Annotated in this window: 37 protein-coding genes and 4 tRNA genes; 4 read left to right on the plus strand and 37 right to left on the minus strand. The window is 44.5% G+C overall.

Going from position 1 to position 22,129, the window contains the following annotated elements; all coding sequences use genetic code 11:
* Positions 1 to 26: 26 nt before the first annotated feature.
* The 3 genes from rsmB (at position 27) to mscL (ending at position 3,252) form a co-directional block, all read left to right on the plus strand.
* Positions 27 to 1,313, plus strand: coding sequence for a 16S rRNA (cytosine(967)-C(5))-methyltransferase RsmB (gene rsmB / locus ACY3ZI_RS19715; protein WP_036955881.1), 1,287 nt, complete (start codon positions 27 to 29; stop codon positions 1,311 to 1,313).
* 33 nt (positions 1,314 to 1,346) lie between these two features.
* Entirely contained in the window at positions 1,347 to 2,723 is a 1,377-nt protein-coding gene (trkA, locus tag ACY3ZI_RS19720; protein ID WP_036955884.1) for a Trk system potassium transporter TrkA, read from the plus strand.
* Positions 2,724 to 2,838: 115 nt separating this feature from the next.
* On the plus strand, positions 2,839 to 3,252 hold the full coding sequence (gene mscL, locus ACY3ZI_RS19725) for a large-conductance mechanosensitive channel protein MscL (RefSeq protein WP_036955890.1): 414 nt from the start codon (positions 2,839 to 2,841) through the stop codon (positions 3,250 to 3,252).
* Here mscL and ACY3ZI_RS19730 read toward each other — a convergent pair whose 3' ends face one another.
* The 37 genes from ACY3ZI_RS19730 to ACY3ZI_RS19910 form a co-directional block, all read right to left on the minus strand.
* Positions 3,253 to 3,453, minus strand: a complete 201-nt coding sequence (locus ACY3ZI_RS19730; RefSeq protein WP_249215551.1) for an alternative ribosome-rescue factor A — start codon at positions 3,451 to 3,453, stop codon at positions 3,253 to 3,255.
* 26 nt (positions 3,454 to 3,479) lie between these two features.
* Positions 3,480 to 3,896: a Zn(2+)-responsive transcriptional regulator gene (gene zntR, locus ACY3ZI_RS19735; protein ID WP_036955922.1), complete on the minus strand. Its 417-nt coding sequence runs from the start codon at positions 3,894 to 3,896 to the stop codon at positions 3,480 to 3,482.
* 135 nt (positions 3,897 to 4,031) lie between these two features.
* Entirely contained in the window at positions 4,032 to 4,418 is a 387-nt protein-coding gene (gene rplQ / locus ACY3ZI_RS19740; RefSeq protein ID WP_036955900.1) for a 50S ribosomal protein L17, read from the minus strand.
* Positions 4,419 to 4,455: 37 nt separating this feature from the next.
* A complete protein-coding gene (locus ACY3ZI_RS19745; protein WP_036955903.1) occupies positions 4,456 to 5,445 on the minus strand; it encodes a DNA-directed RNA polymerase subunit alpha in 990 nt (329 codons plus the stop codon).
* Positions 5,446 to 5,470: 25 nt separating this feature from the next.
* On the minus strand, positions 5,471 to 6,091 hold the full coding sequence (rpsD, locus tag ACY3ZI_RS19750; protein WP_004265487.1) for a 30S ribosomal protein S4: 621 nt from the start codon (positions 6,089 to 6,091) through the stop codon (positions 5,471 to 5,473).
* Between the two features lie 37 nt (positions 6,092 to 6,128).
* The gene (gene rpsK, locus ACY3ZI_RS19755; RefSeq protein WP_004388621.1) at positions 6,129 to 6,518 is read right to left on the minus strand and encodes a 30S ribosomal protein S11; all 390 of its coding nucleotides are present in this window, start codon (positions 6,516 to 6,518) and stop codon (positions 6,129 to 6,131) included.
* Positions 6,519 to 6,534: 16 nt separating this feature from the next.
* Entirely contained in the window at positions 6,535 to 6,891 is a 357-nt protein-coding gene (gene rpsM, locus ACY3ZI_RS19760) for a 30S ribosomal protein S13 (RefSeq protein ID WP_004907144.1), read from the minus strand.
* Positions 6,892 to 7,036: 145 nt separating this feature from the next.
* Positions 7,037 to 7,153: a 50S ribosomal protein L36 gene (gene rpmJ / locus ACY3ZI_RS19765; RefSeq protein WP_004265484.1), complete on the minus strand. Its 117-nt coding sequence runs from the start codon at positions 7,151 to 7,153 to the stop codon at positions 7,037 to 7,039.
* A gap of 45 nt (positions 7,154 to 7,198) precedes the next feature.
* Positions 7,199 to 8,524 carry a preprotein translocase subunit SecY gene (secY, locus tag ACY3ZI_RS19770; RefSeq protein WP_036955906.1) on the minus strand — a complete coding sequence of 442 codons (1,326 nt, stop codon included), beginning with the start codon at positions 8,522 to 8,524 and terminating at the stop codon, positions 7,199 to 7,201.
* 7 nt (positions 8,525 to 8,531) lie between these two features.
* Positions 8,532 to 8,966 carry a 50S ribosomal protein L15 gene (rplO, locus tag ACY3ZI_RS19775; RefSeq protein WP_006657024.1) on the minus strand — a complete coding sequence of 145 codons (435 nt, stop codon included), beginning with the start codon at positions 8,964 to 8,966 and terminating at the stop codon, positions 8,532 to 8,534.
* 3 nt (positions 8,967 to 8,969) lie between these two features.
* Positions 8,970 to 9,149, minus strand: a complete 180-nt coding sequence (gene rpmD, locus ACY3ZI_RS19780) for a 50S ribosomal protein L30 (protein ID WP_006657023.1) — start codon at positions 9,147 to 9,149, stop codon at positions 8,970 to 8,972.
* A 6-nt stretch (positions 9,150 to 9,155) separates the two neighbouring features.
* The gene (rpsE, locus tag ACY3ZI_RS19785; RefSeq protein ID WP_006657022.1) at positions 9,156 to 9,656 is read right to left on the minus strand and encodes a 30S ribosomal protein S5; all 501 of its coding nucleotides are present in this window, start codon (positions 9,654 to 9,656) and stop codon (positions 9,156 to 9,158) included.
* A 14-nt stretch (positions 9,657 to 9,670) separates the two neighbouring features.
* Positions 9,671 to 10,024 (minus strand): 50S ribosomal protein L18, encoded by a 354-nt coding sequence (rplR, locus tag ACY3ZI_RS19790; protein WP_006816326.1) that lies wholly within the window; start codon positions 10,022 to 10,024, stop codon positions 9,671 to 9,673.
* A gap of 9 nt (positions 10,025 to 10,033) precedes the next feature.
* The gene (gene rplF, locus ACY3ZI_RS19795; RefSeq protein ID WP_006657020.1) at positions 10,034 to 10,567 is read right to left on the minus strand and encodes a 50S ribosomal protein L6; all 534 of its coding nucleotides are present in this window, start codon (positions 10,565 to 10,567) and stop codon (positions 10,034 to 10,036) included.
* Between the two features lie 14 nt (positions 10,568 to 10,581).
* Positions 10,582 to 10,974: a 30S ribosomal protein S8 gene (gene rpsH, locus ACY3ZI_RS19800; protein ID WP_004907134.1), complete on the minus strand. Its 393-nt coding sequence runs from the start codon at positions 10,972 to 10,974 to the stop codon at positions 10,582 to 10,584.
* A 34-nt stretch (positions 10,975 to 11,008) separates the two neighbouring features.
* Positions 11,009 to 11,314, minus strand: a complete 306-nt coding sequence (gene rpsN, locus ACY3ZI_RS19805) for a 30S ribosomal protein S14 (RefSeq protein ID WP_004265458.1) — start codon at positions 11,312 to 11,314, stop codon at positions 11,009 to 11,011.
* A 12-nt stretch (positions 11,315 to 11,326) separates the two neighbouring features.
* On the minus strand, positions 11,327 to 11,866 hold the full coding sequence (gene rplE, locus ACY3ZI_RS19810) for a 50S ribosomal protein L5 (RefSeq protein ID WP_006657019.1): 540 nt from the start codon (positions 11,864 to 11,866) through the stop codon (positions 11,327 to 11,329).
* Positions 11,867 to 11,881: 15 nt separating this feature from the next.
* Positions 11,882 to 12,196 (minus strand): 50S ribosomal protein L24, encoded by a 315-nt coding sequence (rplX, locus tag ACY3ZI_RS19815; protein ID WP_004265452.1) that lies wholly within the window; start codon positions 12,194 to 12,196, stop codon positions 11,882 to 11,884.
* A gap of 10 nt (positions 12,197 to 12,206) precedes the next feature.
* Positions 12,207 to 12,578: a 50S ribosomal protein L14 gene (rplN, locus tag ACY3ZI_RS19820; protein ID WP_004265449.1), complete on the minus strand. Its 372-nt coding sequence runs from the start codon at positions 12,576 to 12,578 to the stop codon at positions 12,207 to 12,209.
* A gap of 176 nt (positions 12,579 to 12,754) precedes the next feature.
* Positions 12,755 to 13,009 (minus strand): 30S ribosomal protein S17, encoded by a 255-nt coding sequence (gene rpsQ, locus ACY3ZI_RS19825; protein ID WP_006657018.1) that lies wholly within the window; start codon positions 13,007 to 13,009, stop codon positions 12,755 to 12,757.
* A complete protein-coding gene (rpmC, locus tag ACY3ZI_RS19830; RefSeq protein ID WP_006657017.1) occupies positions 13,009 to 13,200 on the minus strand; it encodes a 50S ribosomal protein L29 in 192 nt (63 codons plus the stop codon). The genes rpsQ and rpmC overlap by 1 nt, the downstream gene beginning before the upstream one ends.
* Entirely contained in the window at positions 13,200 to 13,610 is a 411-nt protein-coding gene (rplP, locus tag ACY3ZI_RS19835) for a 50S ribosomal protein L16 (protein ID WP_004926449.1), read from the minus strand. The genes rpmC and rplP overlap by 1 nt, the downstream gene beginning before the upstream one ends.
* An 11-nt stretch (positions 13,611 to 13,621) precedes the next feature.
* Positions 13,622 to 14,323, minus strand: coding sequence for a 30S ribosomal protein S3 (gene rpsC / locus ACY3ZI_RS19840; protein ID WP_004907131.1), 702 nt, complete (start codon positions 14,321 to 14,323; stop codon positions 13,622 to 13,624).
* 17 nt (positions 14,324 to 14,340) lie between these two features.
* A complete protein-coding gene (gene rplV / locus ACY3ZI_RS19845) occupies positions 14,341 to 14,673 on the minus strand; it encodes a 50S ribosomal protein L22 (protein WP_004265430.1) in 333 nt (110 codons plus the stop codon).
* Positions 14,674 to 14,688: 15 nt separating this feature from the next.
* Positions 14,689 to 14,967 carry a 30S ribosomal protein S19 gene (gene rpsS / locus ACY3ZI_RS19850; protein WP_004265426.1) on the minus strand — a complete coding sequence of 93 codons (279 nt, stop codon included), beginning with the start codon at positions 14,965 to 14,967 and terminating at the stop codon, positions 14,689 to 14,691.
* 14 nt (positions 14,968 to 14,981) lie between these two features.
* On the minus strand, positions 14,982 to 15,806 hold the full coding sequence (rplB, locus tag ACY3ZI_RS19855; RefSeq protein WP_006657016.1) for a 50S ribosomal protein L2: 825 nt from the start codon (positions 15,804 to 15,806) through the stop codon (positions 14,982 to 14,984).
* A gap of 19 nt (positions 15,807 to 15,825) precedes the next feature.
* Positions 15,826 to 16,128, minus strand: a complete 303-nt coding sequence (rplW, locus tag ACY3ZI_RS19860) for a 50S ribosomal protein L23 (protein WP_006657015.1) — start codon at positions 16,126 to 16,128, stop codon at positions 15,826 to 15,828.
* Entirely contained in the window at positions 16,125 to 16,730 is a 606-nt protein-coding gene (rplD, locus tag ACY3ZI_RS19865) for a 50S ribosomal protein L4 (protein ID WP_036955909.1), read from the minus strand. The genes rplW and rplD overlap by 4 nt, the downstream gene beginning before the upstream one ends.
* Positions 16,731 to 16,746: 16 nt before the next feature.
* The gene (rplC, locus tag ACY3ZI_RS19870; RefSeq protein ID WP_036955911.1) at positions 16,747 to 17,376 is read right to left on the minus strand and encodes a 50S ribosomal protein L3; all 630 of its coding nucleotides are present in this window, start codon (positions 17,374 to 17,376) and stop codon (positions 16,747 to 16,749) included.
* Positions 17,377 to 17,408: 32 nt separating this feature from the next.
* Positions 17,409 to 17,720 carry a 30S ribosomal protein S10 gene (rpsJ, locus tag ACY3ZI_RS19875; protein ID WP_001181005.1) on the minus strand — a complete coding sequence of 104 codons (312 nt, stop codon included), beginning with the start codon at positions 17,718 to 17,720 and terminating at the stop codon, positions 17,409 to 17,411.
* Positions 17,721 to 18,042: 322 nt separating this feature from the next.
* On the minus strand, positions 18,043 to 18,516 hold the full coding sequence (gene bfr / locus ACY3ZI_RS19880; protein WP_036955915.1) for a bacterioferritin: 474 nt from the start codon (positions 18,514 to 18,516) through the stop codon (positions 18,043 to 18,045).
* Between the two features lie 121 nt (positions 18,517 to 18,637).
* Positions 18,638 to 18,838: a bacterioferritin-associated ferredoxin gene (bfd, locus tag ACY3ZI_RS19885; protein WP_211888004.1), complete on the minus strand. Its 201-nt coding sequence runs from the start codon at positions 18,836 to 18,838 to the stop codon at positions 18,638 to 18,640.
* 176 nt (positions 18,839 to 19,014) lie between these two features.
* Entirely contained in the window at positions 19,015 to 20,199 is a 1,185-nt protein-coding gene (gene tuf / locus ACY3ZI_RS19890; RefSeq protein WP_187128653.1) for an elongation factor Tu, read from the minus strand.
* 123 nt (positions 20,200 to 20,322) lie between these two features.
* Positions 20,323 to 20,398, minus strand: a tRNA-Thr gene (locus ACY3ZI_RS19895).
* 6 nt (positions 20,399 to 20,404) lie between these two features.
* Positions 20,405 to 20,479: transfer RNA gene (locus ACY3ZI_RS19900), tRNA-Gly, on the minus strand.
* 71 nt (positions 20,480 to 20,550) lie between these two features.
* Positions 20,551 to 20,635: transfer RNA gene (locus ACY3ZI_RS19905), tRNA-Tyr, on the minus strand.
* Positions 20,636 to 20,650: 15 nt separating this feature from the next.
* Positions 20,651 to 20,726, minus strand: a tRNA-Thr gene (locus ACY3ZI_RS19910).
* A 427-nt stretch (positions 20,727 to 21,153) separates the two neighbouring features.
* Between ACY3ZI_RS19910 and coaA the strand changes: the two genes are divergently transcribed.
* Positions 21,154 to 22,104, plus strand: coding sequence for a type I pantothenate kinase (coaA, locus tag ACY3ZI_RS19915; protein ID WP_036950939.1), 951 nt, complete (start codon positions 21,154 to 21,156; stop codon positions 22,102 to 22,104).
* Positions 22,105 to 22,129: the final 25 nt, after the last annotated feature.

Consider the following 22,129-nt stretch of genomic DNA (forward strand, 5'->3'; position numbering starts at 1 on the left):
AATAACTAATAGACTCTCTTTCAATTATGAAAAACAAATATAATTTGCGTAGTATCGCTGCGACCGCCATTAGTCAGGTTTTAGATAACGGACAATCGTTAAGTACCGTTTTACCTGATCTTCAACGTAATATTAATGATAAAGATAAAGCACTACTGCAAGAAATTTGCTTCGGTGTTTTACGTTATCTACCAAAGCTCGAATGGTTTATTAGCCAGCTTATGGAAAAACCGCTAACAGGCAAGCAAAGAACTTTGCATTACCTCATCATGGTTGGGATCTATCAATTGCTCTATACACGCATCCCTGCACATGCAGCTTTAGCAGAAACCGTGGATGGTGCTGTTGCATTAAAGCGCCCACAATTGAAAGGCCTAATAAATGGAGTACTACGATCTTTTCAGCGTCAGCAAGTTCAGTTAGAAGAGCGCAATACAAATAACAATAGCCAATATTTACATCCTAGTTGGTTATTAAAACGCATTCAAACTGCCTACCCTGATAACTGGGAAAATATCGTTGATGCCAATAACCAACGTCCCCCGATGTGGTTAAGAGTTAATTCTCAACATCATACTGCCGCGCAATATTTAGAGTTACTCGAACAAGCGGAAATTACAGCACACTTGCACCCATCCCATCCAAGTGCAATTCGCTTAGAAGAAGCGGCTCCCGTTACCGGTTTACCTGGTTTTGAAGATGGCTGGTCTACAGTGCAAGATGTTTCTGCGCAAGGCTGTGCTGAATTACTCTCTCCAGTTAATGGCGAGAATATTCTCGACTTATGTGCCGCTCCGGGCGGAAAAACAACACATATTTTAGAACTAGCTCCTAAAGCCCATGTTCTTGCTGTAGACATTGATGAGTCACGACTCAAACGAGTGAAAGAAAATCTGCAAAGATTGAAGCAACAAGCTATTGTTATTCAAGGGGATGGTACGAAACCTGAAGAGTGGGCGAAAGATCAACAATTCGATCGTATTTTGCTTGATGCTCCGTGTTCTGCAACGGGAGTTATTAGGCGCCACCCTGATATTAAATGGCTAAGACGCGATTCAGATATTCAAGAGCTATCTCAGCTACAGGCTCAAATCTTAGAGGCTGTATGGCCATACTTAAAACCTGGCGGTACATTAGTGTATGCCACATGCTCCATCATGCCTGAAGAAAATAGCCAGCAAATTCAGCATTTCCTTTCTAAACATACTGATGCAAGTATGAATGATGGTACAGAATTAGGCCTACAAATATTACCAAGCGCAACTGGGGGCGATGGTTTCTTTTACGCCCGCTTACTCAAGCACGTACAGTAATATTTAACAAAGACTCTGAGATAGGAAGATGCTATGAAGATCATTATTCTAGGTGCAGGGCAAGTCGGTGGGACACTCGCTGAAAACTTAGTGGATGAAAATAACGATATTACCGTTGTTGATACCAATGCCGATCGCTTGCGTCAGCTACAGGATCAATTTGATCTACGCGTCGTTAATGGGCATGGCTCCCACCCTCGAGTTCTTAGAGATGCTGGAGCTGAAGATGCGGATATGTTAGTTGCAGTGACTAACTCGGATGAAACCAACATGGTTGCTTGCCAAATTGCTTATAGCCTATTTAATACACCGAATAAAATCGCGCGTATTCGTGCAACCGAATATATCCGCGAAGCTGACAAGCTTTTTTTGGCAGAGCAAATCCCTATTGATTATCTGATATCACCAGAACAGCTGGTTATTGAATATATCTATAAACTTATCCAATACCCGGGCGCCCTACAGGTCGTTAACTTTGCTGAAGGTAAAGTAAGTATTGTCGCTGTAAAAGCCTACTATGGCGGTTCTCTGGTGGGTAATGCATTGTCTAGCTTACGTGAACACATGCCGCACATTGATACTCGCGTTGTCGCCATATTCCGTCAAGATAGGCCGATTCGTCCTCAAGGCTCAACCATTATTGAAGCGGGTGATGAAGTTTTCTTCGTTGCCTCCACTCAACATATTAGAGCAGTAATGAGTGAGCTTCAGCGATTAGAAAAACCATACAAGCGTTTAATGATTGTGGGTGGTGGTAACGTAGGTGCTGGTTTAGCTAAGCGATTGGAAAAAGACTATAGCGTTAAACTGATTGAACGTAATCAGGAAAGAGCAACTGAATTGGCTGAATTGCTCCACGATACGATTGTTTTTTATGGCGATGCCTCAGATCAAGAGTTACTGACTGAAGAACACATTGAACAAATGGATGTGTTTATTGCTCTTACCAATGATGATGAAGCAAACATCATGTCCGCTATGCTTGCAAAAAAAATGGGAGCCAAAAAAGCCATGGTATTAATTCAACGGTCTGCCTATGTTGAATTAGTTCAAGGTGGTGTTATTGATATTGCAGTATCTCCACAGCAAGCTACCATTTCAGCTTTACTTGGTCACGTCAGAAAAGCGGATATTGTCAGTGTCTCATCGCTACGCCGAGGAGTCGCAGAGGCCATTGAAGCGATCGCCCACGGTGATGAGAACACCTCAAAAGTAGTTGGTAAAAAAATATCAGAAATTAAACTTCCTCCAGGCACAATTATTGGTGCCATCGTAAGAGAGGAAGAAGTTATCATTGCTAGTGATTACCATATTATCGAGCAAGGTGACCATGTCATTATGTTTATTACCGATAAAAAATATGTTCCGGATGTGGAAAAGCTGTTCCAGCCAAGTCCGTTCTTTTTATAATTATCTAAAATAAATAGTAAAAATTTGCAGGTTGATAATTCTAGATACTATAATTTTGATACGTGGTTCCACACGTTTAGTCATTTAGTTAATAAATAAAGGGAAGGGGTCGTACATGAGTTTTTTAAAAGAGTTCCGCGAATTTGCCATGAAGGGCAATGTTGTGGATATGGCAGTCGGTATTATTATTGGTGCTGCATTTGGTAAAATTGTTTCTTCATTAGTCGCCGATGTGATCATGCCCCCACTTGGATTAATCATTGGTGGCGTAGATTTTAAACAATTCAGCCTTGTACTTCGAGAAGCGGAAGGAAGTGTACCTGCCGTCGTAATGAATTATGGGATGTTTATCCAAACTGTTTTTGATTTTGTTATTGTCGCATTTGCTATTTTTATGGCGATCAAAGTAATGAACAAAGTTCGTCGTGAAAAAGAAGAAGCTGCACCAGCAGAGCCTGCTGCACCATCTACAGAGGAAGTTTTACTATCTGAAATTCGTGACTTACTGAAAGAACAGAATAAAAAATAACTAAAAGGCCAGTGGTAATAAGTTTATTAACCGATTACCACTGGCCTCCCAGTTACCAGCCTTATTTGATTTTCCTTTTCTTGTATAACTTCCTTTGCCTTTCTTATTCTTCTCAACTCTCTGGCGAAATAGAGGGTCATGTAACAGTGCCTCAATGGCATTATCTTTAATTTCACCACGCTTATGCTGATACTTATTCATAATCTACCTTCATAATCAGTTTTAAATTAATAAATCTTTGATGCGCCTTTTTCCAAAATCTCCATGATAGAGCAGTATGTTGATGCATGTTCATCACCACAACATGCTGAACTCAAGGTTTTCAATGAGTCCCTCATAATGATCAGCTCTTGGATCTTCTTTTCCACTTCAATCAGTCTAATATCAACGATATTTTTTGACTCCTGACAAGTGTGATGTTCGGGGTCAACGCGAATCGATAATAACTCAGTAATCGCTTCGAGTGTAAACCCTAGCTGCTTAGCATAACGGATGAAACGTAGGCGCTGTAAATCTTGCTCCGTAAACAACCGGTAGCCGCCTTCCGTTCTCGTTTTGTGCCCCATCAGCCCCTGTTTTTCATAAAAACGGATCGTATCTGGTGTAACATCTGCCAACTTAGCTATTTGACCTATCTTATACATGCTCATTTGCTTATGCCTATAAGTATGGATAGAAAATAAAAATTCAAGGATGGAAAAGAATTAATTTGGAGGGTTAGAATAGCAGGTACAAAAAAACCGGGCAATACACCCGGTTTTCTTGAAAGCAATTACAGATTACTCTGCAGCTGCTTCTTGAGACTCAACAGCACGGTCAACAAGCTCGATGTAAGCCATCGGAGCGTTGTCACCTGCGCGGAAGCCACACTTAAGAATACGAGTGTAACCACCTGCGCGAGCTGCGAAACGAGGTCCCAGTTCATTAAATAGTTTTGCAACGATCTCGTTATCACGAGTACGTGCGAATGCCAGACGACGATTAGCTACGCTGTCGGTCTTGGCAAGAGTAATCAGCGGCTCAACGACGCGACGCAGTTCTTTCGCTTTAGGCAGAGTCGTCTTGATGATTTCATGACGAACTAAAGAACCTGCCATGTTACGGAACATAGCTTGGCGGTGGCTGCTGTTGCGGTTCAATTGACGACCACTCTTACGATGGCGCATGACCTTATCCTTCTCAGTAAAACCTTAACCTGTGATCCTAATCATCAGCAATACTTGCTGGTGGCCAATTTTCTAAGCGCATGCCCAGAGAAAGACCACGAGATGCCAAGACGTCCTTAATTTCAGTAAGAGATTTCTTACCAAGGTTCGGAGTTTTAAGCAACTCAACTTCTGTACGCTGTACCAGATCACCGATGTAGTGGATAGCTTCTGCTTTGAGGCAGTTAGCAGAGCGGACAGTCAATTCCAGATCGTCAACTGGGCGCAGTAAGATAGGATCGAATTCTGGTTTCTCTTCTTTAACTTCTGGCTGACGTACATCACGTAGGTCAACAAAAGCTTCAAGTTGTTCAGCCAGGATGGTAGCTGCACGGCGAATCGCCTCTTCAGGATCGATTGTACCATTAGTTTCCATTTCGATTACTAACTTATCCAAGTCAGTACGCTGCTCAACACGAGCTGCTTCAACATTGTAGGCAATACGCTCTACAGGGCTATAGCAAGCATCGACTAACAGACGACCGATTGGGCGCTCATCTTCTTCCGAATGAACTCGGGCAGAAGCCGGCACATAACCACGACCACGCTGAACTTTAATACGCATATTTACAGATGCGCTTTCGTCAGTGAGGTGGCAGATCACATGCTGTGGCTTGACGATTTCGACATCACCATCATGGATGATGTCGGCTGCAGTCACAGGGCCAATGCCAGATTTATTCAAGGTTAAAATAACTTCATCTTTCCCCTGAACTTTTACCGCCAGCCCTTTCAGGTTGAGGAGAATCTCCAGGATATCTTCCTGTACACCTTCTTTGGTGCTGTACTCATGCAGTACACCATCAATCTCAACCTCTGTCACCGCACAACCCGGCATAGACGAAAGCAGAATACGGCGCAGTGCGTTACCTAGAGTGTGGCCAAAGCCGCGCTCTAAAGGCTCAAGGGTCACCTTAGCGTGCGTCGAACTCACTTGCTCGATATCTACCAGGCGCGGTTTTAGAAACTCTGTCACAGAACCCTGCATTGTGTCCTCTCTTTGGTGCTAAGCTTTACTTGGAGTAAAGCTCGACGATCAGGTGTTCGTTAATGTCCGCAGACAAGTCAGTACGTTCAGGAATACGTTTGAACACACCTTCCATTTTAGCAGCATCAACTTCCAGCCAAGTTGGCTTCTCACGCTGTTCAGCCAGCTCTAAAGCAGCCTTGATACGAGACTGTTTTTTAGCTTTCTCACGAACGCTGATAACGTCATTCGGGGAAACCTGATAAGAAGCGATATTAACTACACGACCATTTACCATGATAGCTTTGTGGCTAACCATTTGACGTGCTTCTGCGCGAGTTGCGCCAAAGCCCATACGGTAAACGACGTTATCTAAACGACCTTCCAGCAGGGTCAGCAGGTTTTCACCTGTGTTGCCTTTCAGGCGAGTTGCTTCTTTATAATAGTTACGGAATTGACGTTCCAGAACACCGTAAATACGACGAACTTTTTGTTTTTCACGTAACTGAACACCATAGTCAGACAGACGCGGTTTACGCGCACCGTGCTGGCCAGGTGCCTGTTCTAATTTACACTTGGTGTCAATCGCGCGAACACCAGACTTCAGGAAGAGGTCTGTTCCTTCGCGACGGCTCAGCTTGAGCTTAGGACCCAAATATCTAGCCATTTTCTTTCTCCAACAGTCCTAAAAAAAACGAAACGTATTAAACGCGACGTTTTTTCGGTGGGCGACAACCGTTATGAGGGATAGGAGTCACATCAGTAATATTAGTGATGCGGAAACCAGCGGCGTTCAGAGCACGAATTGTTGATTCGCGACCCGGACCCGGTCCCTTAACCATAACTTCCAGGTTTTTGATTCCGTATTCTTTCACAGCTTCTGCGCAACGCTCTGCCGCAACTTGAGCTGCGAACGGAGTGGATTTGCGAGAACCACGGAAACCGGAACCACCGGCAGTTGCCCAACCTAATGCGTTACCCTGACGGTCAGTAATGGTAACGATTGTGTTGTTGAAAGAAGCATGGATATGAGCCACACCGTCTGAGACTTGTTTTCTTACACGCTTACGTGCACGAACTGGTGCCTTTGCCATTATTCAATACCCCGACTTATTTCTTGATCGGCTTACGCGGACCCTTGCGGGTACGAGCGTTAGTCTTAGTACGCTGTCCGCGCACAGGAAGACCACGACGATGACGTAAACCACGGTAACATCCAAGGTCCATCAGACGCTTGATGCTCAGGGTAATTTCACGGCGTAAGTCACCTTCTACAACGTATTTAGCAACTTCGTCACGCAGCTTGTCGATTTGTTCTTCAGACAGCTCACTGATCTTAACATTTTCAGCAATACCAGTTGCTTCACAGATAGCCTGTGAACGAGTTTTGCCGATGCCGAAAATCGATGTTAAAGCGATTACGGTATGTTTATGATCAGGAATGTTAATGCCTGCTATACGGGCCACTATGCACTCCTAAGTTAAAATATACATTACTGTGCTGAAAAGCCCGTTTTCAGGATACTCAAACAATAATGTATCTTAGATAAAAAAGATTGGCTGGCTAATTTAGCCAGCTCAACCCAACTTTGCAAGAAAAAAATGCTTTTTCTTAGCCTTGACGTTGTTTATGTCTTGGCTCAACACTGCAAATCACACGAACGCTACCATTGCGACGGATAATTTTGCAGTTACGGCATAATTTCTTGACGGAAGCACGAACTTTCATTTTTACTCTCCGTAACTTCTAAGCAAACCATAATCACTCGCGTGATTATTTACCTTTTAGATTTGCTTTCTTCAATGCAGACTCATACTGACTTGACATCATCAGAGTTTGCACTTGAGCCATAAAGTCCATGATAACGACAACCACGATTAAGAGGGAAGTACCACCAAAGTAAAAAGGTACTTTCATTGCGTCACGCATGAACTCCGGGATTAGGCAGATAAAGGTAATATAAAGAGCACCGATTAATGTTAATCGTGTCATTACCTTATCGATGTACTTGGCCGTTTGCTCTCCCGGACGAATTCCTGGTACAAATGCACCGGACTTCTTCAGGTTATCTGCTGTTTCTCTTGGGTTGAAAACCAACGCAGTATAGAAGAAACAGAAGAAGATGATCGCAGAGGCATAAAGCAACACATATAACGGTTGTCCAGGCTGTAAGTACATAGATACTGTAGTCAGCCAGTCCCAGCCAGTTCCATCACCAAACCAAGACGCTATTGTACCCGGGAATAGTATGATACTGGAAGCAAAAATTGCAGGAATTACACCCGCCATATTCACTTTTAACGGTAAATGTGTACTTTGTGCAGCGTAGACACGGCGTCCTTGTTGGCGTTTAGCGTAGTTTACGACGATACGACGTTGGCCACGTTCCATAAACACTACAAAGAAAGTTACCGCGAATACTAATACCGCAACCAACAGCAACAGGAGGAAGTGCAGATCGCCTTGCCGAGCTTGCTCGATGGTATGGCCAATAGCCGGCGGGAGACCCGCAACGATACCAGCGAAGATAATAATTGAAATACCGTTACCGATACCTCTTTCAGTTATCTGCTCACCTAACCACATAAGGAACATAGTTCCTGTGACTAAGCTAACAACTGCCGTGAAGTAGAATGGGAGGCCTGGATCAAGAACTAATCCCTGCATCCCTGGCATATTCGGTAGACCCATTGCAATACCAATAGATTGGAATATTGCTAATACCAGAGTACCCCAGCGAGTATATTGGCTTATCTTCCGACGACCTGCTTCTCCTTCCTTCTTGATCTCTGCTAATCGTGGGTTAACCACAGATAATAACTGGACAATGATCGATGCCGAAATATACGGCATGATACCCAGAGCAAAGATAGAAGCACGGCTAAGAGCACCACCAGAGAACATGTTAAACATTTCAATGATGGTGCCTTGTTGCTGTTCGAGCAATTTGGCAAGCACAGTGGCATCAATACCAGGGATTGGAATAAAAGAACCAATTCGGAAAACAATTAGCGCCCCAATAACAAACAAAAGTCTGCGTTTTAGTTCGCCAGCTCCACCTTTGGCACTTTGGAAATCTAATCCTGGTTGTTTAGCCATCTGTCACTTATTCCTCAATTTTACCGCCGGCAGCTTCGATTGCAGCGCGAGCACCTTTAGTAACACGAAGGCCACGTACAGTAACTGCACGATTCACTTCGCCAGACAGAATAACTTTTGCGTATTCAATCTGGATGTCAATAACGTTCGCGGCTTTCAGTGCGTTCAGATCAATAACATCGCCTTCAACAGAAGCAAAATCAGACAGACGGATTTCCGCAGTGATCATTGCTTTACGTGAAGTGAAACCGAATTTCGGTAAACGACGGTATAAAGGCATCTGGCCACCTTCGAAACCACGACGTACGCCACCGCCAGAACGAGACTTCTGACCTTTGTGACCACGACCGCCGGTTTTACCCAGACCAGAACCGATACCACGACCTACGCGTTTAGGCGCGTGCTTGGCACCTTCAGCCGGAGACAGAGTATTTAAACGCATCTCTTACTCCTCAACTTTAACCATGTAGGAAACCAAGTTGATCATACCACGAACAGCAGGAGTATCCTCGCGCTCTACTGTATGACCAATGCGACGCAGACCTAAACCGACCAGTGTTGCCTTATGTTTCGGCAGACGACCGATTGAACTGCGAACTTGTGTAATTTTAATAGTCTTAGCCATGGCTGATTACCCCAGAATTTCTTCGACGGATTTTCCACGCTTAGCTGCGACCATTTCTGGAGACTTCATGCTGTCTAAAGCATCCAGTGTTGCACGAACCACGTTGATTGGGTTAGTGGAACCATAGGTTTTAGCCAGTACGTTGCGAACTCCAGCTACCTCTAAAACAGCACGCATTGCACCACCGGCAATAATACCGGTACCTTCGTGAGCAGGTTGCATAAACACGCGAGAACCGGTGTGTGTACCTTTCACTGGGTGGAATAATGTGCCGTTGTTTAGAGCAACGGTTTTCATACTGCGACGGGCTTTTTCCATCGCTTTCTGGATTGCTGCCGGAACTTCGCGCGCTTTGCCGTAACCAAAACCAACGCGACCGTTACCATCACCAACTACAGTCAGTGCGGTAAAGCTGAAAATACGGCCACCTTTAACGGTTTTAGCTACGCGGTTTACCGCGATCAGCTTTTCCTGCAGTTCGCCAGCTTGTTTTTCGATGTGAGACATCTTACACCTCTACCTTAGAACTGAAGGCCAGCTTCACGGGCAGCATCTGCCAGTGCCTGGACTCTACCATGATATTGGAAACCAGAACGGTCAAAAGCAACAACAGTGATGCCTTTTTCCAGTGCACGCTCAGCAATTAATTTACCAACTGCTGCTGCTGCATCTTTGTTTCCAGTGAATTTCACTTGCTCATTGATAGCTTTTTCTGTAGTAGAAGCGGCAACCAATGTTTCAGAACCGTTAGGTGCAATAACCTGCGCATAAATATGGCGTGGAGTACGATGTACCACCAGGCGAGTCGCACCCAACTCTTGGATCTTGCGGCGTGCGCGGGTCGCACGACGGATACGAGCTGCTTTCTTATCCATAGTGTTACCTTACTTCTTCTTAGCCTCTTTAGTACGCACGATTTCATCGGCGTAACGAACACCTTTGCCTTTATAAGGCTCAGGACGACGGTAAGCACGCAGTTCTGCTGCAACTTGACCAATCACTTGCTTATCCGCACCTTTCAGTACGATTTCAGTTTGTGTTGGACATTCAGCAGTAATGCCTGCTGGCAGTGCGTGTTCAACCGGATGCGAGAAACCTAAAGACAAGCTTACTGCATTGCCTTTGATTGCTGCACGGTAACCAACACCGACCAGTTGAAGTTTTTTGGTGAAGCCTTCGGTAACACCGATAACCATTGCATTCAGCAGTGAGCGAGAAGTACCCGCTTGTGCCCATGCATCAGCAAAACCTTCGCGCGGAGCGAAAGTTAAGTGGCCATCTTCATGTTTAACTTCAACTGCATTATGGATAGTACGAGTAAGCTCGCCGTTTTTACCCTTGATCGAAATAACCTGACCGTTGAGTTTTACCTCTACGCCGGCAGGAATGACGACGGGTGCTTTTGCCACACGAGACATTCTTTCCTCCCGAATTAAGCTACGTAGCAGAGAATCTCGCCACCAAGACCAGCTTGGCGAGCTGCACGATCAGTCATGACACCTTTAGAGGTAGAAACAACAGCGATACCTAAGCCAGCCATAACTTGTGGCAGCTCATCTTTTTTCTTATAGATGCGCAGACTTGGGCGGCTTACACGCTGGATGCTTTCTACGACAGCCTTACCTTGGAAATAACGTAAAGTCAGTTCCAATTCTGGCTTGATGTCGCCTTCAATTTTAAAATCTTCAATATAACCTTCTTCCTTCAGCACTTTGGCAATCGCCACTTTCAGCTTGGAGGAAGGCATGGTGACCGCAACTTTATTCGCGGCCTGACCGTTACGGATACGGGTCAGCATATCCGCGATGGGATCTTGCATGCTCATCTGTCTTTACTCCCGTGATTCAATATGGTGACAATTACCAACTAGCCTTTTTAAGGCCCGGGATTTCACCGCGCATAGCGGCTTCACGGACTTTAATACGGCTCAGACCAAATTTCCGCAGGAAACCATGCGGACGCCCAGTTTGACGGCAGCGGTTACGCTGACGAGAAGGACTTGAATCACGTGGCAGTGTTTGCAGCTTGAGAACAGCGTCCCAGCGATCTTCATCAGATGCTTTAACATCAGAGATGATAGCTTTCAGTTCTACGCGTTTTGCGAAGAATTTCTCAGCTAATTTAGCACGCTTAACATCACGCGCTTTCATAGATTTCTTAGCCATGAGTAACCTGCCTTACTTGCGGAACGGGAAGTTGAACGCTGCTAACAGTGCGCGACCTTCATCATCAGATTTCGCAGTAGTGGTGATAGTAATATCTAAACCACGTACACGATCCACTTTATCGTAATCGATTTCAGGGAAGATGATTTGTTCACGTACACCCATGCTGTAGTTACCGCGACCATCGAAAGACTTAGCGGACAAGCCACGGAAGTCACGAATACGTGGTACAGCAATAGAAATCAGACGCTCAAGGAACTCCCACATGCGTTCGCCACGCAGAGTTACTTTACAGCCGATTGGATAGCCCTGACGGATTTTGAAGCCTGCAACAGATTTGCGTGCTTTGGTGATCAATGGTTTTTGACCAGAGATTGCTGTTAAGTCAGCTGCTGCGTTATCCAGCAGTTTTTTATCAGCGATCGCTTCACCAACACCCATATTCAGGGTGATCTTCTCGACCCGAGGGACTTGCATGACAGAAGTGTAGTTAAACTCAGTCATGAGTTTATTAACTACTTCGTCTTTATAGTAATCATGCAGTTTCGCCATCGTATACTCCAAAAATTACTTGATAGTTTCACTGTTAGATTTGAAGAAACGGACTTTTTTGCCGTCTTCGAATCTAAAGCCTACACGGTCAGCCTTGCCAGTTGCCGCGTTAAAGATTGCAACGTTAGAAACTTGAATAGCCGCTTCTTTTTCAACGATGCCACCTGGTTGGTTCAGAGCCGGAACTGGCTTCTGATGTTTTTTAACCAGATTGATACCTTCAACGATAACTTTACTAGAAGAAATAACCTGCTTTACTTTACCGCGCTTACCTTTGTCTTTCCCAGTTAGCACGATAACTTCGTCATCACGACGGATTTTCGCTGCCATAGTTCGCTCCTTAGAGTACTTCAGGTGCCAGAGAGATAATTTTCATAAACTTCTCATTACGAAGTTCACGAGTTACCGGCCCAAAAATACGCGTACCGATTACTTGCTCACTGTTATTGTTTAATAACACACAAGCATTACCATCGAAGCGAATGACAGAACCGTCAGGGCGACGTACACCCTTCTTGGTGCGCACCACTACCGCTTTCAGGACATCACCCTTTTTAACTTTACCGCGTGGAATTGCTTCCTTAACAGTAATTTTAATGATGTCGCCTACATGTGCATAGCGACGGTGCGAGCCACCTAGAACCTTGATACACATTACGCGACGTGCACCGGAGTTGTCGGCCACGTTCAGCATAGTCTGTTCTTGGATCATTTTAGTGCTCCGCTAAATGTCAACTACTACTGAGCCACCTCATTATGAAGAGGCCGTTCAAATATACCCATACTACGAGGGCGCGGCATTATAACACCACATCTTCGTGTTGGACAGGAAAAAATAAACGGCTCGATCAAAAAGAGCCGTTTATTCATCACGAAAAATCTATTCTATTACAGAACAGCTTTTTCTACAACGCGAACTAAGGCCCAAGACTTAGTCTTAGACAGTGGACGAGTTTCGCGGATTTCTACCACGTCACCAATTCCACATTCATTGTTCTCGTCATGTACGTGCAATTTAGTCGTACGACGGATGAATTTACCATACAGAGGGTGTTTCACCATACGCTCGATAGCAACAACAATAGATTTCTCCATTTTGTCACTAACTACACGACCTTGCAGAGTACGGATTTTATCGTTCATTACGCACCTGCCTTCTCAGTCAGTAAAGTCTTCACGCGTGCGATATCACGACGCACTTGTTTCATTAGATGAGACTGTTGCAGCTGACCACTCGCAGCCTGCATACGTAAGTTAAATTGCTCACGTAACAGGTTTAAAAGTTCAGCGTTCAGCTCTTCTACGCTTTTTTCGCGCAGCTCTTGTGCTTTCATTACATCACCGTCTTAGTTACAAAGGTGGTTTTGATAGGCAGTTTCGCTGCTGCCAGAGAGAATGCTTCACGAGCCAGCTCTTCAGGCACACCGTCCATTTCATACAGGACTTTACCAGGCTGAATTAAGGCAACCCAATATTCTACGTTACCTTTACCTTTACCCATACGAACTTCGAGTGGCTTTTCAGTGATTGGCTTGTCTGGGAATACACGAATCCAGATTTTACCTTGACGCTTAACAGCACGGGTCATAGCACGACGTGCCGCTTCGATCTGACGTGCAGTCAGACGACCACGGCCAACAGCTTTAAGACCGAAAGTGCCGAAGCTAACATCCGTACCTTGCGCCAGACCACGGTTGCGGCCTTTGTGCACCTTACGGAATTTTGTACGCTTTGGTTGTAACATAGCGACGCTCCTTACTTGCGGCCTTTACGCTGCTGCTTTTTAGGTTGAGCAGCTGGTTTCTCAGCTTGTTCAACTGCAGCCATACCACCCAGAATCTCACCTTTGAAGATCCATACCTTAACGCCGAGAACACCATAAGTGGTGTGCGCTTCTGAAGTGTTGTAATCGATGTCAGCACGTAATGTGTGCAGTGGCACACGGCCTTCACGATACCACTCGGTACGAGCGATTTCAGCACCGCCTAAACGGCCACTGACTTCAACTTTGATACCTTTAGCGCCCAGACGCATTGCGTTCTGTACTGCACGCTTCATAGCACGACGGAACATAACACGACGTTCCAGCTGTGAAGAGATGCTGTCAGCAACTAATTTAGCGTCCAGTTCTGGTTTACGAACTTCGGCGATATTGATTTGCGCAGGAACACCAGCGATATCCGCTACTGTTTTACGCAGTTTTTCAACGTCTTCACCTTTCTTACCGATAACGATACCTGGGCGAGCAGTGTGAATAGTCACACGGATGCTTTTAGCAGGACGCTCGATTACGATGCGTGAAATTGACGCTTTTGCCAATTCTTTATTCAAGTACTGGCGTACTTTAAAGTCGCTGTCTAGGTTGTCAGCGAATTCATTAGTATTCGCATACCAAGTAGAGTTCCAAGGTTTGACAATACCCAGGCGAATACCATTAGGATGTACTTTCTGACCCATTGCTAGTCTCCAGAGTCTCAGCGATCGGACACAACCACAGTAATGTGGCTGGTGCGCTTAAGAATACGATCTGCACGGCCTTTCGCACGCGGCATGATGCGTTTCATAGTTGGACCTTCGTCTACGAAAATTTTCGCAACTTTCAGGTCATCAATGTCAGCGCCATCGTTTTGCTCTGCGTTAGCAATAGCAGATTCCAGTACTTTCTTCACTAAACCAGCAGCTTTCTTGTTGGTGTAGGTCAGAATTTCCAGAGCTTGCGACACTTTCTTACCGCGAATCAGGTCGGCTACTAAGCGAACCTTCTGGGCAGAAGAACGAGCGTGGCGATGCATAGCTAAAGTTTCCATCTCTTCCTCCTATCCTTAACGTTTCTTAGCTTTCTTATCTGCCGCGTGGCCGCGATAAGTGCGAGTCGGTGCGAATTCACCCAGTTTGTGACCAACCATTTCGTCGGTTACGAATACTGGAACATGCTGACGACCATTATGGACAGCGATGGTCAATCCGATCATATTAGGAAAGATCGTTGAACGACGGGACCAAGTCTTGAGAGGCTTCTTGTCTCCGCTTTCCACCGCTTTCTCTACCTTCTTCAGCAAGTGCAGGTCAATAAAAGGACCTTTCTTGAGAGAACGTGGCATGGCTTATCCTCTAATTATTTTTTAGAACGATGACGTACGATGAATTGATCAGTACGCTTGTTACTACGAGTTTTCTTACCTTTGGTCTGAACGCCCCATGGTGTTACTGGGTGTTTACCAAAGTTACGGCCTTCACCACCACCATGTGGATGGTCAACTGGGTTCATCGCAGTACCGCGAACGGTAGGACGAATACCACGCCAGCGGCTAGCACCAGCTTTACCGAGAACTCGTAACATATGCTCAGCGTTACCAACTTCACCTAAGGTTGCACGGCAATCAGCTAAAACTTTACGCATTTCACCAGAACGCAGACGCAGGGTGACATAAGCACCATCACGAGCAACGATTTGAGCGTAAGTACCTGCTGAACGCGCTAACTGACCACCTTTACCTGGTTTCAGTTCGATGTTATGAACTGTAGAACCAACAGGGATGTTGCGCATTGGCAGTGCGTTACCAGCTTTGATAGCTGAATCAACGCCAGATTGAATCTGGTCACCAGCTTTCAGGCCTTTTGGTGCAAGAATATAACGACGTTCACCGTCTTTATATAGTACCAGTGCAATGTTCGCAGAACGGTTTGGATCATATTCCAAACGTTCAACAACTGCAGGGATACCGTCTTTGTTGCGTTTGAAGTCAACTAAACGATAATGCTGCTTATGGCCACCACCAATATGACGGGTAGTGATACGGCCATTGTTGTTACGACCACCGGATTTGCTGTTTTTTTCTAACAGCGGAGCATAAGGCTTACCCTTATGCAGCTCAGGGTTAACCACTTTAACAACGTGGCGACGGCCCGGAGACGTAGGTTTACATTTAACAACTGCCATTGTTCTTTACTCCTCCGACTTACTCTGCGCCGCTAACGAAGTCCAGATTCTGGCCTTCTTTCAGCGTAACGTAAGCTTTTTTCCAGTCACTACGACGACCAGAACGCTGACCGTGGCGTTTAGTTTTGCCTTTAACCAGCAAAGTGTTAACACCTTCAACTTCAACTTCAAACAGTTTCTGTACAGCAGCTTTGATTTCTGCTTTAGTTGCGTCTTTTGCAACTTTGAGAACGATGGTATTGCTTTTTTCCATCGCTGTAGAAGCTTTTTCAGATACGTGCGGCGCGCGCAGTACTTGTAGCAGACGTTCTTCACGGATCATGCCAGCATCTCCTCAACTTGCTTCACAGCATCAGCAGTCATAACCACTTTGTCGAAAGCAATCAGGCTAACTGGGTCGATACCTGCTGCATCACGAACGTCAACCTTGTACAGGTTACGTGCTGCTAAGAACAGATTTTCATCTAATTCAGCAGTGATGATCAGAACATCTTGCAGAGCCATATCTTTCAGTTTCTGTGCCAGCAGCTTAGTTTTAGGCGCTTCTACAGAGAACTGCTCGACAACGATCAGACGATCTTGACGTACCAATTCAGACAGGATGCTTTTCAGAGCACCGCGGTACATCTTCTTATTAACTTTTTGACTGTGGTCCTGTGGTTTAGCTGCGAAGCTAACACCACCAGAGCGCCAGATTGGGCTCTTGATTGAACCAGAACGTGCACGGCCTGTGCCTTTTTGACGCCATGGTTTTTTACCAGAACCAGAAACTTCAGCACGAGTTTTCTGAGCACGAGTACCTTGACGAGCACCAGCTGCATACGCAACAACTACTTGGTGAACAAGCGCTTCATTGAAATCACGCCCGAAGGTAGTTTCGGAAACAGTCAGCGCGCTTTGCGCGTCTTTCATTACCAATTCCATTCCTATCTCCTCGACGTTAAGCCTTGACAGCCGGTTTTACGATCAGGTTGCTACCAGTTGCTCCTGGAACAGCACCTTTGACCAGCAGCAGGTTGCGCTCAGCGTCAACACGTACTACATCTAAGCTTTGAACAGTTACACGTTCATTACCCAGTTGGCCTGCCATTTTCTTGCCTTTAAACACTTTGCCCGGAGTCTGGTTCTGACCGATAGAACCCGGAACACGGTGAGACAAGGAGTTACCGTGAGTAGCATCTTGAGTACGGAAATTCCAGCGCTTAACTGTGCCGGCAAAACCTTTACCTTTAGATGTACCAGTAACGTCGACTTTTTTAACGTCAGCGAAAATTTCAACGCTAATGCTTTGACCTACGTTAAATTCAGTACCCTCTTCAGTACGGAATTCACGCAGAATGCGGCCAGCTTCAACGCCAGCTTTAGCGAAATGACCTGCTTCAGGCTTAGTTACACGGTTAGCTTTTTTGCTACCAGTAGTAACCTGAATTGCATTGTAACCGTCAGTTTCTGCAGTTTTAACCTGAGTAACGCGGTTATTTTCAATTTCGATAACAGTTACAGGGATGGAAACGCCATCTTCAGTGAAGATACGAGTCATACCCACTTTCTTACCGACTAAACCAATCATTGTTTCAACCTCTCAATCGTTCGACGACCTGATTAACCCAGGCTGATCTGCACGTCAACGCCGGCAGCCAGATCCAGACGCATCAGAGCATCAACGGTCTTCTCGGTTGGCTCAACGATGTCAACCAGACGTTTGTGAGTGCGAATTTCGTACTGATCACGCGCGTCTTTGTTAACGTGCGGAGAGATCAGAACGGTAAAACGCTCTTTACGTGTCGGCAGCGGGATAGGACCACGTACTTGCGCACCAGTGCGCTTAGCAGTCTCTACGATTTCCGCAGTTGATTGATCGATTAAACGATGATCAAAAGCTTTCAGGCGGATACGGATTCTTTGGTTCTGCATGAGACCAGAGCTCCAACTATTTTATAAACGTAAATGATTACTCCTCGCACCCATTTCGATTGATAGGGGAGTGTAATCGTTCTTGATGTAACCCCCATATCGGGAGTATTGTCTAAATGAGCAACAAATCGTTGACTCAATACTGAGATTTCAGTCCTAAAATTTAGGGCTTACTCATCAGTAAGCCCGCGCATTATACGTAATTTATCGCGAAACGCAAGCAATCGGGGAAAATATGTGCGAATTTTCTGATGTGCAAATTTAGCAGATATAAAAAAGGCCCATCACTGGGCCTAATTATATTTTCGCCAATCATACAAAACTATTCTTCGATAACTTGTGCTTGAAGATAGTTTTGAATACCTAAACGTTTGATCAATTCCAGCTGAGTTTCAATCCAATCTATATGATTTTCTTCATCTGCAAGAATCTCTATCATTAAGTCTCGACTAACGTAGTCATGGATTGAATCCGCATAACTAATGGCTTCTTTTAAATTTTTGGCGCCATCGAGTTCTAATTTCAAATCTGATGCAAGCATCTCTTCGACATCTTCACCGATATTCAGCTTACCGAGATCTTGTAGATTCGGAATACCTTCGAGAAACAAAATACGCTCAATGTACTTATCAGCGTGCTTCATTTCATCAATCGATTCGTGATATTCCATTTCATTGAGTTTAGTTAGCCCCCAATTTTTAAACATTCGGGCATGTAGGAAATATTGATTAATTGCAACAAGTTCATTGCCCAGCAATTTATTTAAGTGGGCTATCATTTTTTTATCGCCTTTCATTTTTACCCTCCATCGCTTCCAGTCCTATAAGTGTAGTACTGAAATTGATGATATGGATAATATTTACACAGTGTTCTGTGTGGCGAATTTTAATTAAACAATAGAGGAATATTTGAAAAGGTTATGCGACGTGTTCAATACACTGCTCTTCAAGATGCTGAAGTTCTTCCTGCAAAATCTCACGCGTTTGTCGGATACATTTTCCGCATTCGCGCCCTACTGGCAAAATTTGACGTAGCCCTTTCAAAGAGGTGACGTGATATTTACGCGCCACGTTCCTGATTTGTCTATCAGTGATTGCTTCACAAAGGCATACATACATGATCATTTACCTGCACAAATTACATACAGTAAGTTTAAATGAAAATGATTGGCATTTCAATTATCATTAATTGCAATTTTTGAAAATAAAACAAATTAATGAGTCATATAAAAACAAAAAGGACGTCCTAAGACGTCCCTTTTTCTGTGGTTCTTTCTTATTCAGAAAGAGCGGTATTATGCAATGATTTTTGCAACAACACCCGCACCTACAGTACGACCACCTTCACGGATTGCGAAACGTAAACCATCATCCATCGCGATTGGGTGAATCAGAGTCACGATCATGTTGATGTTGTCGCCTGGCATTACCATCTCTACGCCTTCTGGCAGTTCGATAGTACCGGTTACATCAGTTGTACGGAAGTAGAACTGTGGACGGTAGCCTTTGAAGAATGGAGTATGACGACCACCTTCATCTTTGCTCAGAATATAAACTTCTGATTCGAATTGGGTGTGTGGCTTGATTGAACCTGGTTTAGCCAGTACTTGACCACGTTGAATTTCTTCACGCTTAGTACCACGCAGCAGAACACCAACGTTCTCACCCGCACGACCTTCGTCCAGCAGTTTACGGAACATTTCAACACCAGTACAAGTCGTCTTAGCCGTTGCTTGGATACCAACGATTTCAACTTCTTCACCAACTTTGATGATACCACGCTCAACACGGCCTGTTACTACTGTACCACGACCAGAGATTGAGAATACGTCTTCGATTGGCAGCAGGAATGGCTTGTCAATTGCACGCTCTGGTTCTGGGATGTAAGAATCCAGGTAGCCTGCTAATTCAACAATTTTCGCTTCCCACTCTGGGTTGCCTTCCAGCGCTTTCAGTGCTGAACCGCGAACAACTGGAGTGTCGTCGCCTGGGAAATCGTATTGAGACAGAAGTTCACGAACTTCCATTTCAACTAATTCTAACAGTTCTTCGTCGTCTACCATGTCACATTTGTTCAGGAAAACGATGATGTAAGGAACACCTACTTGGCGACCTAACAGGATGTGCTCACGAGTTTGTGGCATTGGGCCATCAGTCGCAGCAACAACCAGAATTGCACCGTCCATCTGCGCAGCACCAGTGATCATGTTTTTAACATAGTCGGCGTGACCTGGGCAGTCTACGTGTGCGTAGTGGCGAGTTGGAGTATCGTATTCTACGTGAGAAGTAGAAATGGTGATACCACGCGCTTTTTCTTCTGGTGCGTTATCGATTTGGTCGAATGCACGAGCGTTACCGCCGTAAGTTTTAGCCAGAACAGTAGTGATTGCTGCTGTCAGGGTAGTTTTACCATGGTCAACGTGGCCGATTGTACCAACGTTAACGTGCGGTTTTGAACGTTCAAATTTTTCTTTAGACATTAGATTGTCCCTCTAAGACACGGAATCGGTGGTTAAACCACATCAACCAAGCAAGGATTAAATTCGCTTGTATTCTTTCTTTACAGGAGACAAAACAGGAGATAATTGAGAACATCGGGGAAGTGGTGCTGATAGGCAGATTCGAACTGCCGACCTCACCCTTACCAAGGGTGTGCTCTACCAACTGAGCTATATCAGCACATCTTGGAGCGGGCAGCGGGAATCGAACCCGCATCATCAGCTTGGAAGGCTGAGGTAATAGCCATTATACGATGCCCGCAATGAACTCGGCTACCTGAGTTATCAGCTGTTAAACTGTTTTCCGCAAAGCTTATAGAAGCTTATTGGAGATGGTGGTGGGAGAAGGATTCGAACCTTCGAAGTCTGTGACGGCAGATTTACAGTCTGCTCCCTTTGGCCGCTTGGGTATCCCACCTATCCAAATTTTTAATGGTGCCGGCACCAAGAGTCGAACTCGGGACCTACTGATTACAAGTCAGTTGCTCTACCAACTGAGCTATGCCGGCATCAAGTGCTGCGCATTCTAGGAAGAGTGAGCGCAGGTTGCAACAAAAAAATTTAATTTTTTGTTCATTCGCTCATATTTTATTCACTTTTTGCGATTTTGTTGATTTTTTATCTATTTTAAGATTAAAACATCAACAGCAGCCATTAACTATAATCGATTATAATCTGAGGAGTAAAGCACCGTTATCAAGTTTGGTTTCGTAAAATATAATTTTTTTATTCACTATCACAGTTTTCCTCCTGTTTTGATCGTTTAGTTTTTCAGCAAAAATCCTGCTTTTTTTTGCATACGTCAAAAAAAATTCACATAAAACACAAAAAAACCTACGCCTACTTCCCTTCACTCGCTATGATGCTATCAAATTCTATGGATACAGATGCTTTAGCAGCCTGTCCAACCTGCACACAATAGGCAGATGTTGGCTTATGAAACAAAAAGAAAATTTTATGACGACACCATATTTAGAGTTCGATAGAGAGCATTGGGCCACTTTGCGTGATTCTGTTCCTCTAACATTATCATCAAGTGAGCTTCTTGAACTGAAAGGTATTAATGAAGAGCTCTCCATGGATGATGTCATCGAAATTTATCTTCCTCTGTCGCGTCTGCTGAACTTTTATATAAGTTCCAATTTGCGCCGTCAGGCGGTGTTAGAGCAATTTTTAGGAACTAATGGTGCAAAAGTACCCTATATCATTGGTATCGCTGGTAGTGTTGCTGTAGGAAAAAGTACGACCGCCCGTTTGCTACAAGCGCTACTGACCCGTTGGCCTGAACATCGAAAAGTTGACTTGATTACTACCGATGGCTTCTTATATCCAAACCAAGTCTTACGCGACAAAGATATAATGAAGAAAAAAGGCTTTCCCCAGTCTTACGATATGAGAAAGTTGGTTAACTTTGTTTCTCAAATCAAGTCAGGAGCACGCAATGTTGCAGCGCCTGTTTATTCGCATTTAACCTACGATATAGTTCCTGATCAGACACAAGTTATCGATCAACCTGATATTTTAATATTAGAAGGGTTAAACGTCCTGCAAAGTGATATGGACTACCCTCAAGATCCTCACCATGTCTTTGTTTCTGATTTTGTTGATTTTTCCATTTATGTTGATGCCGATCCTCAATTACTGAAGCAATGGTATATCGGACGCTTTTTGAAATTTAGACAAGGTGCGTTTTCTGATCCCGATTCATATTTCCATAATTACTCTAAGCTCAGTGAAGAAGAAGCTATCAATGTGGCAAGTTCTATTTGGGATGAGATTAACGGTTTAAATCTTGAAGAGAATATTTTGCCAACTAAAGAACGGGCAAGTTTAATTATGACTAAGGGCGAAAATCATTCTATTCGGAATGTACGCTTAAGAAAATAGTTAATAAGGCCGGTATTATCCGGCC

This window comes from Providencia sp. LY12 (assembly GCF_057621555.1).

What these genes read in the sequence shown, in the direction of transcription:
- rpsS (WP_004265426.1), bottom strand. Translation starts at nt 14,967, where the DNA reads ATGCCACGTTCTCTCAAGAAAGGTCCTTTTATTGACCTGCACTTGCTG.
- rpsJ (WP_001181005.1), bottom strand. Translation starts at nt 17,720, where the DNA reads ATGCAGAACCAAAGAATCCGTATCCGCCTGAAAGCTTTTGATCATCGT.
- rplB (WP_006657016.1), bottom strand. Translation starts at nt 15,806, where the DNA reads ATGGCAGTTGTTAAATGTAAACCTACGTCTCCGGGCCGTCGCCACGTT.
- coaA (WP_036950939.1), top strand. Translation starts at nt 21,154, where the DNA reads ATGAAACAAAAAGAAAATTTTATGACGACACCATATTTAGAGTTCGAT.
- rsmB (WP_036955881.1), top strand. Translation starts at nt 27, where the DNA reads ATGAAAAACAAATATAATTTGCGTAGTATCGCTGCGACCGCCATTAGT.
- rplQ (WP_036955900.1), bottom strand. Translation starts at nt 4,418, where the DNA reads ATGCGCCATCGTAAGAGTGGTCGTCAATTGAACCGCAACAGCAGCCAC.
- rpsK (WP_004388621.1), bottom strand. Translation starts at nt 6,518, where the DNA reads ATGGCAAAGGCACCAGTTCGTGCACGTAAGCGTGTAAGAAAACAAGTC.
- tuf (WP_187128653.1), bottom strand. Translation starts at nt 20,199, where the DNA reads ATGTCTAAAGAAAAATTTGAACGTTCAAAACCGCACGTTAACGTTGGT.
- rplE (WP_006657019.1), bottom strand. Translation starts at nt 11,866, where the DNA reads ATGGCGAAACTGCATGATTACTATAAAGACGAAGTAGTTAATAAACTC.
- rplV (WP_004265430.1), bottom strand. Translation starts at nt 14,673, where the DNA reads ATGGAAACTTTAGCTATGCATCGCCACGCTCGTTCTTCTGCCCAGAAG.
- ACY3ZI_RS19745 (WP_036955903.1), bottom strand. Translation starts at nt 5,445, where the DNA reads ATGCAGGGTTCTGTGACAGAGTTTCTAAAACCGCGCCTGGTAGATATC.
- rplR (WP_006816326.1), bottom strand. Translation starts at nt 10,024, where the DNA reads ATGGATAAGAAAGCAGCTCGTATCCGTCGTGCGACCCGCGCACGCCGC.
- ACY3ZI_RS19730 (WP_249215551.1), bottom strand. Translation starts at nt 3,453, where the DNA reads ATGAATAAGTATCAGCATAAGCGTGGTGAAATTAAAGATAATGCCATT.
- rplW (WP_006657015.1), bottom strand. Translation starts at nt 16,128, where the DNA reads ATGATCCGTGAAGAACGTCTGCTACAAGTACTGCGCGCGCCGCACGTA.
- rplX (WP_004265452.1), bottom strand. Translation starts at nt 12,196, where the DNA reads ATGGCAGCGAAAATCCGTCGTGATGACGAAGTTATCGTGCTAACTGGG.
- rplO (WP_006657024.1), bottom strand. Translation starts at nt 8,966, where the DNA reads ATGCGTTTAAATACTCTGTCTCCGGCTGAAGGTGCCAAGCACGCGCCT.
- rpsC (WP_004907131.1), bottom strand. Translation starts at nt 14,323, where the DNA reads ATGGGTCAGAAAGTACATCCTAATGGTATTCGCCTGGGTATTGTCAAA.
- zntR (WP_036955922.1), bottom strand. Translation starts at nt 3,896, where the DNA reads ATGTATAAGATAGGTCAAATAGCTAAGTTGGCAGATGTTACACCAGAT.
- rpsH (WP_004907134.1), bottom strand. Translation starts at nt 10,974, where the DNA reads ATGAGCATGCAAGATCCCATCGCGGATATGCTGACCCGTATCCGTAAC.
- mscL (WP_036955890.1), top strand. Translation starts at nt 2,839, where the DNA reads ATGAGTTTTTTAAAAGAGTTCCGCGAATTTGCCATGAAGGGCAATGTT.
- bfr (WP_036955915.1), bottom strand. Translation starts at nt 18,516, where the DNA reads ATGAAAGGCGATAAAAAAATGATAGCCCACTTAAATAAATTGCTGGGC.
- rpmJ (WP_004265484.1), bottom strand. Translation starts at nt 7,153, where the DNA reads ATGAAAGTTCGTGCTTCCGTCAAGAAATTATGCCGTAACTGCAAAATT.
- rplD (WP_036955909.1), bottom strand. Translation starts at nt 16,730, where the DNA reads ATGGAATTGGTAATGAAAGACGCGCAAAGCGCGCTGACTGTTTCCGAA.
- rpsD (WP_004265487.1), bottom strand. Translation starts at nt 6,091, where the DNA reads ATGGCTAGATATTTGGGTCCTAAGCTCAAGCTGAGCCGTCGCGAAGGA.
- rplC (WP_036955911.1), bottom strand. Translation starts at nt 17,376, where the DNA reads ATGATTGGTTTAGTCGGTAAGAAAGTGGGTATGACTCGTATCTTCACT.
- secY (WP_036955906.1), bottom strand. Translation starts at nt 8,524, where the DNA reads ATGGCTAAACAACCAGGATTAGATTTCCAAAGTGCCAAAGGTGGAGCT.
- rpsQ (WP_006657018.1), bottom strand. Translation starts at nt 13,009, where the DNA reads ATGAACGATAAAATCCGTACTCTGCAAGGTCGTGTAGTTAGTGACAAA.
- trkA (WP_036955884.1), top strand. Translation starts at nt 1,347, where the DNA reads ATGAAGATCATTATTCTAGGTGCAGGGCAAGTCGGTGGGACACTCGCT.
- rplF (WP_006657020.1), bottom strand. Translation starts at nt 10,567, where the DNA reads ATGTCTCGTGTGGCAAAAGCACCCGTCGTCATTCCTGCCGGCGTAGAG.
- rplN (WP_004265449.1), bottom strand. Translation starts at nt 12,578, where the DNA reads ATGATCCAAGAACAGACTATGCTGAACGTGGCCGACAACTCCGGTGCA.
- rplP (WP_004926449.1), bottom strand. Translation starts at nt 13,610, where the DNA reads ATGTTACAACCAAAGCGTACAAAATTCCGTAAGGTGCACAAAGGCCGC.
- rpsN (WP_004265458.1), bottom strand. Translation starts at nt 11,314, where the DNA reads ATGGCTAAGAAATCTATGAAAGCGCGTGATGTTAAGCGTGCTAAATTA.
- rpmD (WP_006657023.1), bottom strand. Translation starts at nt 9,149, where the DNA reads ATGGCTAAGACTATTAAAATTACACAAGTTCGCAGTTCAATCGGTCGT.
- rpsE (WP_006657022.1), bottom strand. Translation starts at nt 9,656, where the DNA reads ATGTCTCACATCGAAAAACAAGCTGGCGAACTGCAGGAAAAGCTGATC.
- rpmC (WP_006657017.1), bottom strand. Translation starts at nt 13,200, where the DNA reads ATGAAAGCACAAGAGCTGCGCGAAAAAAGCGTAGAAGAGCTGAACGCT.
- bfd (WP_211888004.1), bottom strand. Translation starts at nt 18,838, where the DNA reads ATGTATGTATGCCTTTGTGAAGCAATCACTGATAGACAAATCAGGAAC.